Raw genomic sequence first — 19,728 nt, forward strand, 5'->3', positions numbered from 1 at the left:
TAAAGACATGAAGATTTCAAATCTAAATAAATCAATCGTAGTAGTTCTTTTTTTGATAAGCCAAATTGGTTTTTCGCAAAAGAAAGATGAAAACATCGGAACCGAAGTTGTAAACGTCGTTAAGCCTTATTCGGCAACCATTTCGGATGCTTTTAAAGTAAAAGAAACACCATCCTTAGACGATGATGATAATTCCAAAAAAGAAACAATTCAATACAACATTTTTTCTTTTCCGGTAGCTTCTACATTCACACCTGCCAAAGGAAAAGCGGCAGGCGTAGATAAACCTAAAAAGGAGAAATTATTTAGTAATTATGCCACGTTAGGTTTTGGAAATTATGGCAGAATTATTGGCGAATTATTCATTACAGAACAATTGAGTAGAAGTGATTATGTGGGTGGAATGTTACGTCATCACTCTTCGCAAGGAGGAATTGAAGAGGCGATTTTAGATGATAAATTCTACAACACGTCATTGGATTTAACGTATGGAAGTCAGCAACGCAATTTCAACTGGAATGCTGATTTAGGTTACCAACACCAAGTTTATAATTGGTATGGAATTGACCAAACGTATTACAACAGAGACGAAGCTTTTTATGTAGCAATCGATCCATCGCACACGTATCATAACTTTTATTTAGGTGGAAAAATTGGTTTTGAAGATAGTTTTTTCAACGGAGCGAGTTTGAAATATAATCGTTTTTGGGATAATTACGGTTCTGCCGAAAATCGTTTTTTAGTAAAACCTTCGTTTGAATTTGATATCATGGATGCTGCCGTGAAAACCAATGTAATCGTAGATTATGTTTCAGGAAGTTTTGAACGCAATTATTTTGATTTGAATGAAATTAAATACGGCTTCACTAATTTCGGATTAAATCCTTCCATTTCGCTAACGCAAGATGATTGGGCTTTTGATGTAGGAGTTTCACTTTTTTATAGTGCCGATTTAGAACATAGCGAAAGCAAGTTTTTTATCTACCCAAACATCACGGCTTCCTATAAATTAGTAGGCGATTTGATGATTTTTTATGCCGGAGCCGATGGAAATTTACAGCAAAATTCGTATCGTGAGTTCACCAACGAAAATCCGTTTTTATCACCAACGTTATATGTAGCTCCAACTAGCAAACCGTATGATGTTTTTGCAGGTTTAAAAGGCAAATTAGCCGGAAATGTGAGTTATAATGTGCGTGGTTCCTACATGCAAGAAAACGATAAAGCTTTGTTTAGAAACAATGTGTTTCCGTTGGCTGTAGATCCTGCTTTACCAAATAATGTTGAGTCTTATGCTTTTGGAAATTCATTTGATGTAGTGTATGATGACGTAAAAACATTCAGCTTTTTCGGAGAATTAAAAGCTGATTTGTCTAAAAATATTTCAGCCGGAATCAATGGAACTTTCAGAAGTCTTTCTGCAAAAGATGAAGCTGAAGTTTGGAATTTACCGTCCATCACTTTTGGTGCCAATGTAGATGCCAACATTACCGAAAAATGGTATGCGGGATTGAATTTGTTTTTTGTTGGCGAGAGAAAAGACCAAGTTATTGCACCGGATATTTTTAATGATCCTGCTTTTTATGCTTTCACAACCAAAACCTTAGACAGTTATTTTGATGTGAATGCTAACGTGGGATATAAATACAACGAACGTTTGACCTTGTTTTTAAGAGGAAACAACTTGTTCAATCAATCGTATGAAAAGTGGATGAATTTCACGGCACAACAAATCCAAGTGGTTTTAGGAGCGAATTATAAATTTGATTTTTAAGTTTATTTAACCGCAAAGTTCGCAAAGATTTCACAAAGTCCGCAAAGTTTTATCGAACCTTGCGGACTTTTTTAGACTCAGCCGCTCAGCAACTCAGAAACTCTAAATGAAACAAAAAATAATTCAACACTATTCCAACTTTATCCAAACCAAAATCGATTCACTTCGGCAAATGATTGCTGATTTAACCGAAGATGCAAAAAACGATGCCAAAGGTTCAGCCGGAGATAAGCACGAAACGGCTCTGTCAATGATGCATTTGGAACAGGAAAAACTAAATCAGAAATTGAAAGAATTTTTAGAAACGAAAGCCATTTTTGATTCCATTGATTTTGAAAAAAGTCATACAAAAGTGATGGCAGGAAGTTTAGTTTTAGCCAACGATATTTATTTTCTAATTTCGGTTAGTTTGCCAAAAGTCGAAATAGAAGGGAATACCATTTTTGCTGTTTCTCCTCAAGCTCTGTTAGCTCAAATGTTGATGGGGAGTGTTTCAGGAGATGAAATTTCGGTCAACAATGTATCATACAAAATCCAATCTATCTTATAAAATTTAAAGATTGTAATTGAAAACATCAAAATCTGATTTTTTAAGTTTCATTTTTATTGTAAAATAATATTTTTAGTTTAAAATCATAACCAAAATAGTTCTTTGTGTTTAAATAAATAAACATATTATTGATTTTTGCTTCATAATTAAAGTATAATTAGAAAAGCAAAATAATATGTGTGGAATTTTAGCCATTATAGGAAAAGGAAAAGACGAATCATTAGTTCAGGAATTATCTAAAAGAATGTCGCACCGTGGTCCGGATGAAAGTGATATACACATCACCGAAAACGGTCATTTTTTAGCTCACGAACGTTTGTCCATCGTAGATTTACATACCGGAAAACAACCTATTCAAGGAACATCATCTGCTTGGATGATTCACAATGGCGAAATTTACAATCACCAAAAATTAAGAGACGGAATTTTAAAAGACCACAAATTCAGAACTACATCTGATTCGGAAGTGATTGTGCATTTGTATGAAAAATTCGGTTACGATTTTTGTGATATGTTGGACGGAATGTTTGCTTTCGTAGTAATTGATGGTGACGATTACATTGCGGGTCGTGATCCACTCGGAATAAAACCACTTTATTATGGTTTGGATGAAAGAGGAAGAATGTATTTTGCTTCCGAAATGAAAGCGATTGCCGACCAATGTAAAACGTTTTCCACTTTTCCTCCTGGACATTATTACACGCAAGAAACAGGTTTTGTAAAATACTATCAACCGAAATGGGAAGATGAAACCTTAGCTGTGGAAGAATTGGATTTAAAAGCCATTCGTGAAACATTGTCAGAAGGTGTTCGCAAGCGTTTGATGAGCGATGTGCCAATTGGAGTCTTACTTTCCGGCGGATTAGATTCGTCGTTAACGTCTTCCATTGCTTCACGTTATATGAAAGAAATGGGCAAAACTCTGCATTCCTTTTCTATTGGTTTAGATGCGGAAGCTCCTGATGCCAAAGCAGCCAGAAAAGTAGCCGAGTTTTTAGGAACGCAACACCACGAAATTCATTTTACAATTGAACAAGGAATCGAAATTTTAGATAAATTGATTTGGCATTTGGAAACCTATGATGTAACCTCGGTTCGAGCCAGTACGCCAATGTACTTTTTATCGAAAGCAATTACCGATATGGGAATCAAAGTAGTGCTTTCAGGAGAAGGAGCTGATGAGATTTTCGGAGGTTATTTATATTTTAGAAATGCTCCAAGCGTAGAAGATTTCCAGAAAGAAACGATTGAGCGTGTGCAAAAGCTATTTACAGCTGATTTACTGCGTGCAGACAAATCGACAATGGCTCACGGTTTGGAAGCGAGAGTTCCGTTTTTAGACAAAGCCTTTTTGGAATTAGCGATTAAAGTGAAACCGGAAGAAAAAATGCCGTCTACTTATGACGGAATTGAAAAATATATTCTTCGTAAAGCATTTGACACACCGGAACAACCGTATTTGCCTGAAGAAGTATTGTGGCGTCAAAAAGAGCAATTTTCAGATGGAGTAGGGTATAACTGGATTGACACATTAATTGATTATTGTTCCAGTCAAGTTACAGAGGAAGAATTTGAAAGAGCGGCAGAATTATATCCGTACAACACACCAGTTACGAAAGAAGCGTTCTTTTACAGAAGAATTTTTCATAAACATTTTCCACAAGTGGCGGCAGCCCAAACAGTGCGAAAATGGATTCCGAAATGGCAAGAAAACCAAGATCCAAGCGGAAGAGCAAATGCGGCTCACGTGAAAGCAGATACCTCAATTGCAAAAATGGATTTACCGGTATAAAATTTTATGATGGAAGTTTAGTTTGTTTGTTAAAGGCGTTCTCGTTGTGGGGAACGCTTTTTTTTATTTTGTTTTTTCTGCTATTTAATGATTATGCGGTTTACTGTGTCATTTCGACGGAGGAGAAATCACATAACGTTAAGTAAGCTTCGCTAGGCCAATATTGGGTTATCTACTTTATGTGATTTCTCCTAGCGTCGAAATGACACGGCTTGGGTTTTGTGATGAGGTTTTATTTAAAAGCTGCGAAGTCGTGAGACTTCGTGAGCTGTTGTTTTTTCTCCTATTTAATGATTATGCGGTTTACTGTGTCATTTCGACGAAAGGAGAAATCACATATCGTTTAGCAAGTTACGCTAGGCCAATATTGGGTTATCTATTTAATGTGATTTCTCCTTTCGTCGAAATGACACGGCTGGGTGTTTGTGATGAAGTTTTAAATTTATAAGCTTCGAATTTTTGATACTTCGTTTAGCTGGAACGCTTTTTTTTTTGGTGTAGGAGCAAATTTGATTAATAGCACCTTGATGCACAAAACCGCGTGAAGGATTGAAGTGAAAAGCCCGCAGGACAAAGGTTGAGTTTTTGCGGTTTGTGCCGGCGACCAAAGAAGCCGAGCACAATCCGACAAAAACCAACCTTTGGACGAGGACTTGCAACGGAAAGCCTGACCCGTAGCTTGTCGGAGGGGCACGCCCAAATCAATATTTTTTTAGAAATTTAAGAGAAAAAATCTTCACAAAACAGTAAAAATAAATCAACAATTTGTTAATAACTTATCTTCTTTGTGATGGAGTTAACATAGAAAATCCCTCACAATTCCGTATATTTGCGTGTTTGACAAAAAATACATTTTAGCATTAAATTTATATGAGCGAAGAAATCAAAAAGAATAGTTATTCAGCAGATAGTATTCAGGCATTAGAGGGAATGGAGCACGTGAGAATGCGTCCTTCCATGTACATTGGCGATACAGGTGTGAGAGGTTTGCACCACTTGGTTTATGAGGTTGTGGATAACTCGATTGATGAGGCGTTGGCCGGACATTGTGATACCATTACGGTTTTTATAAACGAAGATAATTCTATTTCGGTTGAAGATAACGGACGTGGAATTCCGGTAGATATTCATAAAAAAGAAGGTGTCTCGGCTCTTGAGGTTGTTATGACCAAAATTGGAGCAGGAGGTAAGTTTGATAAAGATTCGTATAAAGTTTCCGGAGGTCTTCACGGGGTTGGGGTTTCGTGTGTGAACGCACTTTCTGACCATTTGAGAGCGACCGTTTTTAGAGACGGTAAAATATACGAACAAGAATACGAACGTGGAAAAGCGTTGTATCCTGTGAAGCAGATTGGTGAAACTACCAAACGCGGAACAATGGTTACGTTTAAGCCAGACACGACTATTTTTACACAAACGATCGAGTTTTCGTATGATACGTTGGCCGCTCGTATGCGTGAGTTATCCTTTTTGAATAAAGGAATCACGATTACGATGTGTGATAAAAGACATTTGGATGACAAAGGCGAATTAGTTACTGAAACGTTCCATTCGAAAGAAGGATTGAAAGAATTCGTTAAGTTTTTAGATGGAAACCGTGAGCCAATCATTTCGCATGTGATTAGCATGGATAATGAAAAAGGCGAAATTCCGGTGGAAGTGGCGTTGGTTTATAATACGAGTTATTCGGAGAATATTTTTTCGTATGTAAATAACATCAACACACACGAAGGAGGAACGCACTTGCAAGGTTTCCGTATGGGATTAACGCGTACGTTGAAGAAATATGCCGATAGTTCAGGTTTATTAGATAAATTAAAATTTGAAATTTCAGGAGATGATTTCCGTGAGGGATTAACTGCGATTATTTCGGTAAAAGTGCAAGAGCCTCAATTTGAAGGACAAACAAAAACCAAACTTGGAAACCGTGAGGTAGTTTCTCCGGTGAGTCAGTCGGTTGCGGAAATGTTGGAGAATTATTTGGAAGAGAATCCAAATGATGCAAAAATCATTGTTCAAAAAGTAATTTTGGCAGCACAAGCTCGTCACGCAGCGAAAAAAGCTCGTGAGATGGTGCAACGTAAAACCGTTTTAGGCGGTGGTGGATTACCGGGTAAACTTTCGGATTGTTCTGAACAAGATCCTGAAAAATGTGAGATTTTCTTAGTCGAGGGAGATTCGGCAGGTGGAACGGCAAAACAAGGTCGTGACAGAGCATTTCAAGCAATTTTACCGCTTCGTGGTAAGATTTTGAATGTGGAGAAAGCGATGCATCACAAAGTCTTTGAGAACGAAGAGATTAGAAATATTTTCACTGCATTGGGTGTAACCATCGGAACAGCTGAAGATTCAAAAGCTTTAAACTTGGAAAAATTAAGATACCACAAAGTAGTTATTATGTGTGATGCCGACGTGGATGGTAGTCACATTTCTACGTTGATTCTAACATTCTTCTTCCGTTTTATGAAAGAATTGATTGAAGGAGGTCACGTTTATATTGCAACACCACCTTTATATTTAGTGAAAAAAGGAAACAAAAAAGAATATGCTTGGAATGATGATCAACGTGATATGATTAATCAACGTATGGGAGGTTCTGCTGCGATTCAACGTTATAAAGGTTTGGGTGAGATGAATGCGGAGCAACTTTGGGAAACCACATTGAATCCGGATTTCAGAACGCTACGTCAAGTTACTATTGATAGTTTGGCCGAAGCAGATCGAGTTTTCTCTATGTTGATGGGAGATGAGGTTCCGCCAAGAAGAGAGTTTATCGAGAAAAATGCGGTTTATGCTAAAATTGATGCATAAACTATTGTATAAATATAAAAAATTAATAAAATGAAAGTTACCATTGTAGGAGCAGGAAACGTGGGTGCAACATGTGCCGATGCAATTGCTTACAGAAGAATTGCCAGCGAAATTGTATTGTTAGATATCCGTGAAGGTTTTGCCGAAGGAAAAGCCTTAGATATCATGCAAACACAAACTACGTTAGGTTTTAATACAAAAGTATCAGGAAGCACAAATGATTATTCAAAAACTGCCGGTAGTGATGTGGTTGTAATTACATCAGGAATTCCAAGAAAACCGGGAATGACTCGTGAAGAGTTAATCGGAATTAATGCCGGAATTGTAAAATCAGTAGCAGAAAGTTTGTTACAACATTCGCCAAATGCAATTGTAGTTGTGGTTTCAAACCCAATGGATACGATGACTTATTTAACGTTGAAAGCAACAGGTTTGCCAAAAAACAGAATCATCGGTATGGGTGGAGCTTTAGATAGTTCACGTTTCAAAACATATTTGTCACAAGCATTAGATAAACCTGCTAATGACATTCACGGAATGGTAATTGGTGGTCACGGTGATACAACAATGATTCCATTGACTCGTTTAGCAGCTTACAATGGTGTTCCGGTTTCGGAATTTTTATCAACTGAAAAATTAGATAAAGTAGCGGCTGATACAATGGTTGGAGGTGCAACTTTAACAGCATTGTTAGGTACTTCAGCTTGGTATGCTCCGGGAGCATCTGTAGCTTATTTAGTGGATAGCATTTTGAACGATCAAAAGAAAATGATTCCTTGTTCTGTATTTTTAGAAGGTGAATATGGTCAAAGCGATATTTGTATCGGTGTGCCATGTATCATCGGTAAAAACGGAATTGAGAAAATAGTTGATATTGACTTGAACGAAGAAGAAAAAGCAAAATTTGCCAAAAGTGCCGATGCAGTTAGAGCAATGAATGCTGATTTAAAATCAGTTTTAGCATAATATTTTTCACATAATATAGAAGAGACTGCATTTTTGCAGTCTTTTTTTTGAGATTAATCGATAAATAAATTGGTTAATCCTATTCATAATTATATATTTGCACGTTTTATAAAATCGAAAAGAGTTGCTTATTTTCTTTTTGCTTATAAATCAAAACTTTAACCAACAAAAATTAATTAATACGAGTAATAATGCAGAGTAAAGGACTTATTAAATTTTTCGCAATTTTATTTGCATTGGTATGTATTTACCAACTTTCATTCACCTTTGTCGCTAATAAAGTAAAAGACGATGCTAAAGCATTTGCCGGAGACGATGTAACGAAAGAAGTAAAATATTTAGACTCTATCGGTAAAGAAAAAGTATTTAGCTTAGGGTTTACAGATTATACTTTTGACGAAGTTAAAGAAAAACAAATCAACAAAGGACTTGACCTTGAAGGAGGTATTAACGTAATTCTTCAAATATCTGTAAAAGATATTTTGGTAGGATTGTCAAATGATTCTCAAGATCCGGTTTTTAATAAAGCTTTAGCCGATGCAACCAAAAATATCAAAGGAAACCAAACCTATTTGGATGCCTTTTTTGAAGCGTTTGATGCAGAATCAAAAGGGAAAGTAAAATTAGCTTCTCCGGATGTTTTCTTCAACAAAAACTTAGATGGTGAAATAGATTTAAAAATGTCTGATGCTCAGGTTAAAGCAGTCATCAAAAGAAAGGTTAACGAATCTGTTTTAAGTGCTTTTGAAGTACTTAGAAAACGTATCGATAAATTTGGTGTAACGCAACCTAATATTCAACAATTAGGTGAAACAGGAAGAATTTTAGTAGAATTACCTGGTGCAAAAGACGTTGACCGTATTAAAAAATTATTGCAAAGTACAGCTCAATTAGAGTTTTGGGAAACGTATAAATTTGAAGAAGTTGCTCCTTATTTAGGACAATTAAATGAAGCTTTAAAAGCAACTGAAGTAAAAGTTGATACAAAAGAAACCACTAAAACAGGAATTGATTCTTTGTTAACAGATGCATCTAAAGATTCTTTAGCAAGTGCAAAAGGTAACAATCCTTTATTTGATAAAATGATTTCGTATGGTGGAGGACCGGTTTTAGGCTATTTTGCACCAAAAGACACAGCAGCCGTTAACGGTTATTTAAACAGAGACAGCAGCAAATCGTTGATGACTCCGGAAATGCGTTTTGCTCGTTTTGTTTGGGGAAAACCAACAACTATAGATAATGATAAAAAAGAAAAAGTTGAAGCAGTTGAATTATATGCTTTAAAATCTGACGGACGTTCTTCAAAACCAGCAATTAGCGGTGGAGTAGTAGTAGATGCCAGAGATACTTTTGACCAATTTGGAAAACCAGCCGTTTCTATGCAAATGAATGGAAAAGGTGCTAAAGAATGGGAAGAATTAACAGGTAGAGCTTTTACTCAAAAAAGTAGTATTGCCATTGTTTTAGATAATGTGGTTTATTCTGCTCCAGGAGTTTCTTCCGGACCAATTGCAGGAGGACGTTCAGAAATTTCTGGAGACTTTACAATTGAAGAAACAAAAGATTTAGCTAACGTGTTAAGAGCAGGTAAATTACCAGCTAAAGCAGATATTGTTCAATCGGATGTAGTTGGTCCATCTTTGGGTCAAGAAGCAATCGATAATGGTATGTTGTCTTTCTTAATCGGAATGTTACTTGTTGTTTTGTGGATGATTATGTACTACGGAAAAGCTGGTATTTATGCTAACATTTCATTATTAGTTAACATCTTGTTTATCTTCGGAATCTTAGCAAGTTTAGGTGCTGTATTGACTCTGCCTGGTATTGCGGGTATTGTTTTAACCATTGGTATGGCGGTAGATGCAAACGTAATTTTGTATGAAAGAATTAAAGAAGAACTTGATCAAGGAAAAACATTAGACGAATCTGTATCCTATGCTTTTACATGGAAAGGAGCAATGTCTTCTATTTTTGATGCTAATATTACAACTGCATTAACAGCTTTAATTTTATTAGTATTCGGAACAGGTCCAATTAAAGGATTTGCTACAACATTGTTAATTGGTATTGGAACATCATTGTTTACTGCTATTTTTATTACAAGACTTATGTTGGATTGGAGTTTGAGAAAAAATCAAACGTTGACTTTTTCTACACCGATGTCTAATAATTGGTTCAAAAACATGAATATTGATTTCTTAGGAAAAAAGAAAATTGCTTATGCTATTTCAGGCGTATTAGTGGTGGTTTCATTAGTTTCTATATTCTTTGTAAACGGATTAAATCAAGGTGTTGATTTTGTTGGAGGAAGAACTTTCCAAATCAGATTTGATAAAGAAATTGTTGCGAGTGAAGTGAGTTCAGCTTTGACCAAAACGTTTGGAACTAACGTGGAAGCTAAAACGTTTGGAACCGGAAATCAGTTAAAAATAACAACAAAATATAAAGTTGCCGAAGAAAGTGAAGGTGTTGATAAAGAAGTTAATGAAAAACTTTTTGAAGGATTAAAATCTTACTTTTCTAATATGAGTTACGAAGAGTTTGTAGTTAATAAAGACGGAAAAGAATATGGAATTTTGCAAGCATCAAAAGTTGGTCCAACGGTTGCAGAAGACATTAAAACAGATTCATATTGGGCTGTCATCGGCTCATTATTTGTCGTATTTATTTATTTGTTGATCAGTTTTAGAAAATGGCAGTTTTCTCTTGGAGCTGTTGCAGCTGTTACACATGATGTTATTATCGTTTTAGGAGTTTATTCACTATTTTGGAAATATTTACCATTTAACATGGAAATAGACCAAGCTTTTATTGCAGCTATTCTAACAGTAATCGGTTATTCATTAAATGATACTGTAATTATCTTTGACCGTGTACGTGAATTTTTAGGATCAACTCAAAATGGTGATTTTAACCAATTAGTTAATAAAGCATTGAACACTACATTGAGTAGAACAATCAATACCTCATTAACCACATTAATTGTTTTATTTGCTATTTTTATTTTAGGTGGTGAAACTATCCGTGGATTTGTATTCGCTATTTTAGTTGGTATCTTGGTTGGTACATATTCTTCCTTATTTATTGCAACGCCAATCATGGCTGATACAGTAAACAAACAAGAAGAAAGAAGAAAAGCTTTAAAGAAAGAAGAATAGTAATTATTTACTTTTTTAATATAAACCCGGCCTTGTGTCGGGTTTTGTTTTTTTCATTCCAACCAAAAAGTTAAACGTTTACCTTTTCAAAAAACCTCACGTTAGACACAATAAATAAATATTTGGAGTTTACTAACTGTTGTCCGTTGTCTGTTATCCGTCAACAGAAAACAGACAACCGACAACCGATAACAATTAGAAGCGAATGGTTCGGGCTTTTTCAGTAAACCATATTCCCGCTTTCCGTTCCAATTTTTTGTTCTCGAGCAAAGCTCTCAACAAAAAGATTTCCACTACAATCGGGGCTAAAAAGGATACCATATAAGTTTGAACAATGGTCAGTTTTATCTCGAATCACTTATATTTTACGTAAAAGAAAGAGAAACAAAATGTATTCAATTTATTTTTAAAACAAAAAAAACCGACATCAAGCCGGTTTATATAATGAGAAATATAAAAAAAATTAAACTTTCTTCGGTCTAAAAATATAATACAATCCAATCAAAACAAACGGAATACTTAACCATTGTCCCGTTGTTAAAGCATTAAAGACAGGATATTTTTCAAAACCACCTTGGCTAGCTTTTACAAATTCAACTACAAATCGAACCGACCAAAGTAAAACCATGAACATTCCAAAAAGTAAACCTTCTTTTTTTCTGGCTTCTGTTTTCCAATACATAAAAAACAAAATCAGAAAAACAAAAACATAACCAAATGCTTCATACAATTGCGATGGATGCAAAGCCGGAACTTTATCTAATAAAAAAGCATAATCCGGATTTTCAGAAATAGCTTTATACGCTTCTTTCGGATTAGCAATTTTAGTATTTAAAACCGCATCATTTTTACTATAAAAATCTTGCACAAACTTAATTCCAAATGCAGAATTAGTTTCATGTCCAACAATTTCCGAGTTGAAAAAATTTCCCAATCTAACAAATATAGCTCCACTCGCCACAGGAATTACAACACGATCTAAAACCCATAACAACGATTGTTTCATGATTTTTTTACTAAAATAAATCATAAACAAAATAATGGCAATTGCTGCTCCGTGACTTGCTAATCCTGAAAAACCGGTAAACTCAAATTCTGGTTTTGTTCGAATAGGCAAGAGAATACTCAATGGATCTTCTCTAAATAACTCAGATTGATAGAAAATAACATGTCCCAATCGAGCACCAATTAAAGTGGCAATTACAGTATAAATAAATAAACTGTCCAATTTTTCCAAAGGTTCATTTTCTCTCACAAAAATATGTTTCATGATATACCAGCCTAACGCAAAAGCAACCACAAACATCAAACTATAATAGCGAATTACAAAAGAACCAATTTCAATTCCTTCAGACGGATTCCAGACAAAAGCCAAAAACGATGTAACCATAAATATGTTATTTGACGTAAATGTAAACGAATTTCGCAGAACTTGCAATTTCGAACATTTAATTAATTCTTAAAAAATGAAATTAGGGAACAGGGTCATAACCGCTTTTTCCCCACGGATGGCATTTGGAAATTCGTTTTACAGAAAGCCAAATCCCTTTTAAAACGCCGTGTTTCTGAATTGCCTCTGCCGAATAATGTGAACAAGTAGGCTCAAATCGACAAGTCGCCGGAGTGAGCGGCGAAATAACCGTTTGATAAAATCGAATCAGAAAAATAAAAGGAAACTGAATTATTTTTTTTAGCATTGATTTTGGTGTTTTTGAATAAAACTAACTCAATGGCACACGGATTTTTTAGATTTAATAGATTTCCGTAGATTTTGATAGCTACGTAAAAATAGATTAGCACAGATTCAAACTTACCAATTTAGCATAAACTTTTAACATCACGTCTCCCCCTCCTTTGGAGGGGGTCGGGGGGAGGTGTCTTACGGAATCACAACTTTGCAAAAACCCGCAACCCGCAACCCGTAACCTTCTAATTCACACTAAAACTCGTCCCATCCTTCCCATCTTTCAACTGTATTCCAACAGACAAAAGTTGATCACGAATTTGATCCGAAAGAGCAAAATCTTTGTTAGCACGAGCTTCGTTTCGCATTTGAATCATCAAATTAACTACACCTTCTAATTTTTCAGAATTATCGTTGGTAGTTTGTTCGTCTGTAATTCCCAAAACATCAAAAATAAATCCGTTCAAAGTTGCTTTCAGTTCATTCAAATCATTTTCCGTAATCGTTTCTTTTCCGTCGTTTATCAAATTCACGAAACGAATACCTTCAAATAACTGAGCAATTAAAATAGGTGTATTAAAATCGTCATTCATCGCTTCATAACAACTTTTTTTCCAAGCTGAAATGTCTAAAGTAGAGGAGGAGCCGGTTTTTAATTTATTCAATAAATCCATTCCTTCCATCAATCGGTTAAATCCTTTTTCGGAACCAACAATCGCATCGTTAGAAAAATCTAAAACACTTCTATAATGTGCTTGAAGCATAAAAAAACGCGTGACATTTGGCGAAAACGATTTACTTAAAATTTCATTTTCACCACTAAAAATTTCATTCGGCAAAATGAAATTTCCGGTAGATTTTGCCATTTTCTTACCATTCAAAATCAACATATTGGCGTGCATCCAAAAATTTACCGGACTATGACCTGTACACGCTTCGTTTTGAGCAATTTCACATTCGTGGTGCGGAAATTTTAAATCCATTCCACCACCGTGAATGTCAAAAGTTTCACCCAAATATTTGGTACTCATTGCTGTACATTCCAAATGCCAACCCGGAAAACCAATTCCCCAAGGCGAAGGCCAACGCATAATGTGTTGTGGCTCGGCTTTTTTCCATAAAGCAAAATCCTGCGGACTCTTTTTATCCGAAACACCGTCCAAATCACGCGTATTCGCAATCATGTCTTCAATATTTCTGCCGCTCAATTTTCCGTAATGATGCGTTTCATTAAACTTTTTTACATCAAAATAAACAGAACCATTCGATTCATACGCAAACCCATTATCAATAATTTTTTGTATAATCTCCTGTTGTTCAATGATGTGACCGGTTGCTGTAGGCTCAATACTTGGCGGAAGAAAATTCAATTTGTGCAAAATCGTATGAAAATCAACTGTATAACGTTGCACAATTTCCATTGGTTCCAATTGCTCTATGCGGGCTTTTTTGGCAATTCGGTCTTCACCTTCTTCAGCATCATTTTCCAAATGCCCGGCGTCGGTAATATTTCGCACATAGCGAACTTTATAACCCAAATGAAGAAAATAACGAAAAATCACATCAAAACTCATAAAAGTCCGCACGTTTCCAAGGTGAACATTGCTGTAAACCGTTGGTCCACACACATACATTCCCACATTTCCTTCGTGAATTGGTTTAAAAACTTCTTTTTCACCCGAAAGCGAATTGTATATTTTTAAGGTTTGATTTTCGTATAATTTCATTATTATTTATATAATTTTAACTCCAAACTATTTACTCCCAACTGAAAACTACGACTAATCCCGATAACTATCGGGAGCGACTGCATAAGAAGCTATTCCCGCTATCCATTTCAATCTTTCGTCAAAAAAGTTATTTTTCTAAGTGTTTTTTGTGCTTCCGTTGGTCGCAAAAAAACACTAACAAAAATATACTTTTTTTTCCGCAAGGATTTCCATTGCTATCGGGGCTAGGGCTCAGTGCTAACTTTCAATTTCTAGTCAATCTTTCAACCCGAAACTTGAAACCTGAAACTTGAAACCTACTTCTCCCTAAAACTTCGTATCCAATTTAATATAATCCAAAAACTCTCGTCTAACTTTATCTTCTTTAAATTTTCCACCAAATTCAGAAGTTACTGTGCTGCTTTCAATATCTCTGATGCCTCTTGAATTTACACACAAATGCTTGGCATCAATCACACAAGCAACATCCTCTGTATTCAATGCTTTCTGTAATTCTTTCACAATTTGCATCGTAAGTCTTTCCTGCACTTGTGGGCGTTTTGCAAAATAATCAACAATTCTGTTCATTTTAGACAAACCAATTACTTTTCCGCTAGAAATATAGGCCACATGAGCTCTTCCTACTATAGGTAACAAATGATGTTCGCAAGTAGAATAAAGTGTGATGTTTTTTTCAACCAACATTTCACCGTATTTATAACCGTTTTCAAAAGTTGAAGAGCTTGGTTTTTTTGCAGGATTTAACCCTCCAAAAATTTCCTTCACAAACATTTTTGCCACGCGATTTGGTGTGCCTTTCATGCTGTCGTCATTCAAATCCATTCCAAGTGTGGTCAAGATATTGGTTACATCTTTTTTGATTAGTTCAATTTTTTGATCATCCGTTAAATCAAAAGCATCTTTTCTTACAGGATTATCCACAGATGTACCAATGTGGTTTTCGCCTAATTCATCGGAAAAAGTATCGTTGTTATTCATTAAATATAATATAAATAAGTAGACTTATAAAGTCTGCAAAGATAAACAAAACATAGAAATTTTTTGACATAAAAAAAGGAATTGTAAAAATTAGAAATTTTAAGATAATTATAAGTTAAAAATATGTAAATTTCCGGCTTTAAAAATTCCAAATCATGAATATAAGAATACTATTTTGTTTGTTTAGTTGTTTTGTAATCAGCTTTTTAGAAGCTCAGAATTTAATTCCGAACGGAGATTTTGAGCAAGGAAACGGAATTGGTTTCCAATCCGATTATAATTTTATAAATCCGGGAGCTGGTCAGGCAAATAGTGTTCCAAGACAGTACGCAATTATCAATGATCCTTATTTATTAAACACAACAAATTTTGTCACTTCTGGCGATCATTCAACAGGCACAGGATTAATGATGGTTTGTGATGGAGCATCAGGTCAATCGGAAGTTTTTTGGAAAACTAATGGTGATATTACGCTTCTAGCAGGTGAAACGTATCGTTTTAAATTCTTTATTCGTTCTGTAAACAATACCAATCCGCAACCGGAAATCGGTTTTAGAATTATGGCTGCGGCCGCTACCTATTTTAGTGCTAGTTATGTGGTGACAGACCCTACAACCAACTGGCAAGAAGTGAGTTTTGTTTATACAGTAACAGAGCCGGGAGCTCCAAACAGACGATTTGAGTTATACAATATTAATCAGAGTGGTGTTGGAAATGATTTTGCAATTGATGATATTTCATTGGAAAGATTAGACCCATTGGAAATTCATTATTCTGCTATAAATGTTTCTTGTTTTGGTCAAAATGACGGTTCAATAGTAGTTTATGCAAATGGCGGAACAGAACCGTATGTATCCTATTCAATAGCAGGACCAATTAATCTAACCCATACAACCGGAATATTTGTGGGACTTCCTGCAGGGACTTATACCGTTTCTGTAACAGATACCGATTCTAATACCGTAAACGCTACTGGAATTGTAATTACTGAACCAAATGATTTGACCATCACACCAGACAGGCCAATGTGTTTGGATGAGTCGGCAACGTTAACAGCTTCCGGAGCAGACGATTATTTTTGGACAGCCGTACCCGCAGACCCAACAATTTCCGATCCAACTAGTGCTTCAATCATCGTTAGTCCAACTGATACAACAACATATACAGTAAATACCACCACAGTAACAACAAGAAACTTAATTTTTAATGGTGATTTTTCTTTAGGTAACACTGGTTTTACAACCGATTATCAATATTTAAATCCTGTAAATCCTTCAGGAGTTCAAGGAGCTTATGGAGTTGTTACCAATTCTCAATCTTGGTTTGTAGATTTTTCTAGTTGTGCAGATCATACAACAGGAACAGGAAATATGATGGTTGTAGATGGTTCAATTGCAAATTCAGGAAACGATAAAGTTTGGTGTCAAACTGTGCCCGTTACACCAGGTCAAAATTATACGTTTTCTTATTGGATTCAAACAGTTGATACACCTAACCCTGCCAACATAGAAGTACTGATTAATGGGGTGTCTATCGGTTCAAATCTTGCTCCATCAACTGCGTGTGGTTGGGTGCAAAGAACTTACACTTGGAATTCAGGAACTGATGCCTTAGCAGAAATATGTATCTACGATAGAGAATTCAACCCTACCGGAAATGATTTTGCAATTGATGATATAACATTTACAACTGAAACTACTTGTAATCTTTCTGCCTCAGTTACGGTTACGGTTCAATCAATTACGGCAACTGCAGCATTTACTAGTGGTGATCAAACAATTTGCCCGGGTTCTACAGTGTTAACGTTTACTGGAACACCAAATACTAATATTACTTTACAGTCTAGCACAGGAGCTTTTTACAATATACCTATTAATGCTGCTGGTACAGCTTCGTTTACTACTCCTTTTCTAACATCCACAACAATATTTAATTTAATAAGTATTTTTCAAAATCCTCCCGGATGTACTGCACCGCTAATTGGGAGTGTAACCATCACAATAAATTTGAACGGTTGTGCAACCGTTTTAGCAGGGGATGTTTTATTAAATAATTCAGTGGGGGCAATTTGTGAGGTAGGAGAATGTGTAGATTTATCTGCATCTTATATTGATTTAGGATCAACTACAACTTACACAGTGAGTGAAATTGATTATTGTCCTCAAGCCCCATTTAATGATCCTTCTTTTACACAATTTTCATTAACTGTCGATGATTCATTCTCAGCAGTTTTTCCATTACCCTTTGATTTTTGTTTTTACGGTAATGTTTTTAATCAAGTTCAATTTGGTGATAATGGTACTATTAATTTTGGAACAAATTATCCAGGTCCAGATCAAGGAGGTCAAGCATGGCAAATAACACAAGCTCCACTCGCAAACAATAATTTCCCTGGTGGACCTCCTGGTATAGACAGACCATTTAAAAATGTTATTATGGGAGTTTATCAAGATACTAATACTGGTGTGACTCCTCCAGCTGGTGTTGTTAAGAGTATAAATTACGCTTTAGTAGGAGCGTATCCTTGTAGAAAATTAATTATAAATTTTGATAACCTTGGTCTTTTTAGTTGTGGATATACTTATGGTGAGCAAACATATCAAATTGTTTTATATGAAATATCAAATATTATTGAAGTTTATGTAAAAAGAAGAAATGTTGGTAGTTGTACTTGGAATAATGGTCAGGGAGTTATTGGTATTAAAGGTGGAGGAGCAAATCCACCGTCTTTAACAGCTCCTGGTAGGGATGTTGGAACTTGGTCAGCTTCCAATGAAGCTTGGCGTTTTACACCTTCTGGACCTTCAGCAACAACTTTCCAATGGTTAGAAGATGGAGCATTTTATAGTTCAGATTTAAATATCACTGTTTGCCCTACACAAACAAGAACCTACACAGCTGTTGCAACCTACAACCAATGTGGGCAAATTACAGATGTGGAAAGAGAAGTAGAGATAGAGGTTTATCCGGACACGGGTGCAGATCCTGATGATTTAGATGAGTGTGAAAACCTTTTTGACTTAACAGAAAATGATGCTGTATTGATTGGCGGAGGTGGTCCTTTTGATTTTACAATTGGTTACTTTTTAACAGAAAGTGATGCAGAATTATTATTAAATCAAATTCCAAATCCTACCGATTTTATTTCAACAAGCAATCCGCAAACAATATTTGCCGGAGTTTTAGATAATAATACTGGTTGTAACCGAATTAAACCTTTTCAAATAGAATGGGATTCTTGTGTTTTAGATCCTGATGCTTTAAATTTAGTTTTATGTGATGAAGTAACTCCAGGTAATAATTTTGAAATTTTCGATTTAACAGAGAATAATGATGATGCTTTAGGTGGTTTAGATGCAACGTTATATAATATAACCTATCACACGAATCAACCCGATGCAAATGTTGGTGCAGCACCAATTTCTCCTGCAAACGCATACAATGGAACGAACGAAACAATTTATGTCCGTGTTGAAGAAATTGCAGATCCTACAGTCTTTGGAACGACATTTTTTACCTTAACTGTTAATCCAAGTCCCAACATTGCAGATATTACTGAGGTAATTTGCTCAGAAGATACTTTCACAGTAACACCAAGTGTTACGGGTTCTAATGTAATTCCAACCGGAACTACGTACACCTGGACAGTTGTTTCACCAGCTGGAATAACGGGTGCAGCAGATGAAACCAATCCACAAACGACGATTAGCCAAACGTTAACCAACACAACCAATGTGGCGATTAATGTAATTTACACCGTTACCGCCTCTGTTGGTTCAGCTCCAAATATATGTACGTATGATTTTGAGGTAACCGTTACGGTTAATCCAAAACCAAGTGTTTCAGATTTTACGCCTTCTATTTGTTCTAACCAAACTTTTACAGTAACACCAACTTCAGCCGGAACAGATTTAGTTCCTGTGGGAACAACATTTACTTGGACGGTTGTGGCTCCTGCCGGAATAAGTGGAGCAGCAGATCAAGCAACTCCACAAACAACTATTAGTCAAACCTTGACCAATTCAACAGAAGTGGAGTTAGATGTAGTTTATACAGTAACAGCTTCTGTGGGTATAACACCAACTATTTGTACGGATACTTTTACTATCACAGTAAGGGTTAATCCGCTTCCAATAATCAACAACAAAGTGGTGACAATTTGTTCAGAAGACACTTTTACAGTAACTCCTGTTACGGCTTCACCAGAGGTTGTCCCCACTGGCACAACCTACACCTGGACAGTTGTTACGCCTGTAGGCATCACAGGATCTTCGGACCAGGCCAC

11 protein-coding genes are annotated in these 19,728 nt (G+C 35.7%); 7 read left to right on the plus strand and 4 right to left on the minus strand.

The genetic code is table 11. The annotated features are described in order from the left end of the window. Positions 1–7 precede the first annotated feature (7 nt). The 6 genes from AC23MC_RS11370 to secDF all read left to right on the plus strand — a co-directional run bounded on the left by AC23MC_RS11370 (position 8) and on the right by secDF (position 11,051). On the plus strand, positions 8–1,774 hold the full coding sequence (locus AC23MC_RS11370) for a TonB-dependent receptor (protein WP_487568429.1): 1,767 nt from the start codon (positions 8–10) through the stop codon (positions 1,772–1,774). A 106-nt stretch (positions 1,775–1,880) separates the two neighbouring features. Then, on the plus strand, positions 1,881–2,324 hold the full coding sequence (locus AC23MC_RS11375) for a hypothetical protein (RefSeq protein WP_487568428.1): 444 nt from the start codon (positions 1,881–1,883) through the stop codon (positions 2,322–2,324). Positions 2,325–2,499: 175 nt separating this feature from the next. Then, a complete protein-coding gene (gene asnB, locus AC23MC_RS11380; protein WP_487568427.1) occupies positions 2,500–4,116 on the plus strand; it encodes an asparagine synthase B in 1,617 nt (538 codons plus the stop codon). An 870-nt stretch (positions 4,117–4,986) separates the two neighbouring features. Further along, the gene (gene gyrB / locus AC23MC_RS11385) at positions 4,987–6,927 is read left to right on the plus strand and encodes a DNA topoisomerase (ATP-hydrolyzing) subunit B (RefSeq protein ID WP_487568426.1); all 1,941 of its coding nucleotides are present in this window, start codon (positions 4,987–4,989) and stop codon (positions 6,925–6,927) included. A gap of 30 nt (positions 6,928–6,957) precedes the next feature. Continuing rightward, complete coding sequence (gene mdh / locus AC23MC_RS11390) at positions 6,958–7,893, plus strand: malate dehydrogenase (RefSeq protein ID WP_487568425.1); 936 nt, start codon at positions 6,958–6,960, stop codon at positions 7,891–7,893. Between the two features lie 191 nt (positions 7,894–8,084). Beyond that, the gene (gene secDF / locus AC23MC_RS11395; protein ID WP_487568424.1) at positions 8,085–11,051 is read left to right on the plus strand and encodes a protein translocase subunit SecDF; all 2,967 of its coding nucleotides are present in this window, start codon (positions 8,085–8,087) and stop codon (positions 11,049–11,051) included. 463 nt (positions 11,052–11,514) lie between these two features. Here secDF and lgt read toward each other — a convergent pair whose 3' ends face one another. From lgt to folE, 4 genes are all read right to left on the minus strand, one after another. Beyond that, positions 11,515–12,441, minus strand: coding sequence for a prolipoprotein diacylglyceryl transferase (lgt, locus tag AC23MC_RS11400; RefSeq protein ID WP_487568423.1), 927 nt, complete (start codon positions 12,439–12,441; stop codon positions 11,515–11,517). Between the two features lie 82 nt (positions 12,442–12,523). Further along, on the minus strand, positions 12,524–12,748 hold the full coding sequence (yidD, locus tag AC23MC_RS11405) for a membrane protein insertion efficiency factor YidD (RefSeq protein WP_291092234.1): 225 nt from the start codon (positions 12,746–12,748) through the stop codon (positions 12,524–12,526). 232 nt (positions 12,749–12,980) lie between these two features. Then, on the minus strand, positions 12,981–14,462 hold the full coding sequence (cysS, locus tag AC23MC_RS11410; RefSeq protein ID WP_487568422.1) for a cysteine--tRNA ligase: 1,482 nt from the start codon (positions 14,460–14,462) through the stop codon (positions 12,981–12,983). A gap of 309 nt (positions 14,463–14,771) precedes the next feature. Next, positions 14,772–15,443: a GTP cyclohydrolase I FolE gene (gene folE, locus AC23MC_RS11415; protein ID WP_487568421.1), complete on the minus strand. Its 672-nt coding sequence runs from the start codon at positions 15,441–15,443 to the stop codon at positions 14,772–14,774. 155 nt (positions 15,444–15,598) lie between these two features. Here folE and AC23MC_RS11420 point away from each other — a divergent pair. Next, the coding region (locus tag AC23MC_RS11420; protein WP_487568420.1) for a SprB repeat-containing protein at positions 15,599–19,728 on the plus strand (4,130 nt) is incomplete at its 3' end.

It is taken from the genome of Flavobacterium sp. T50_26 (genome assembly GCF_057652995.1).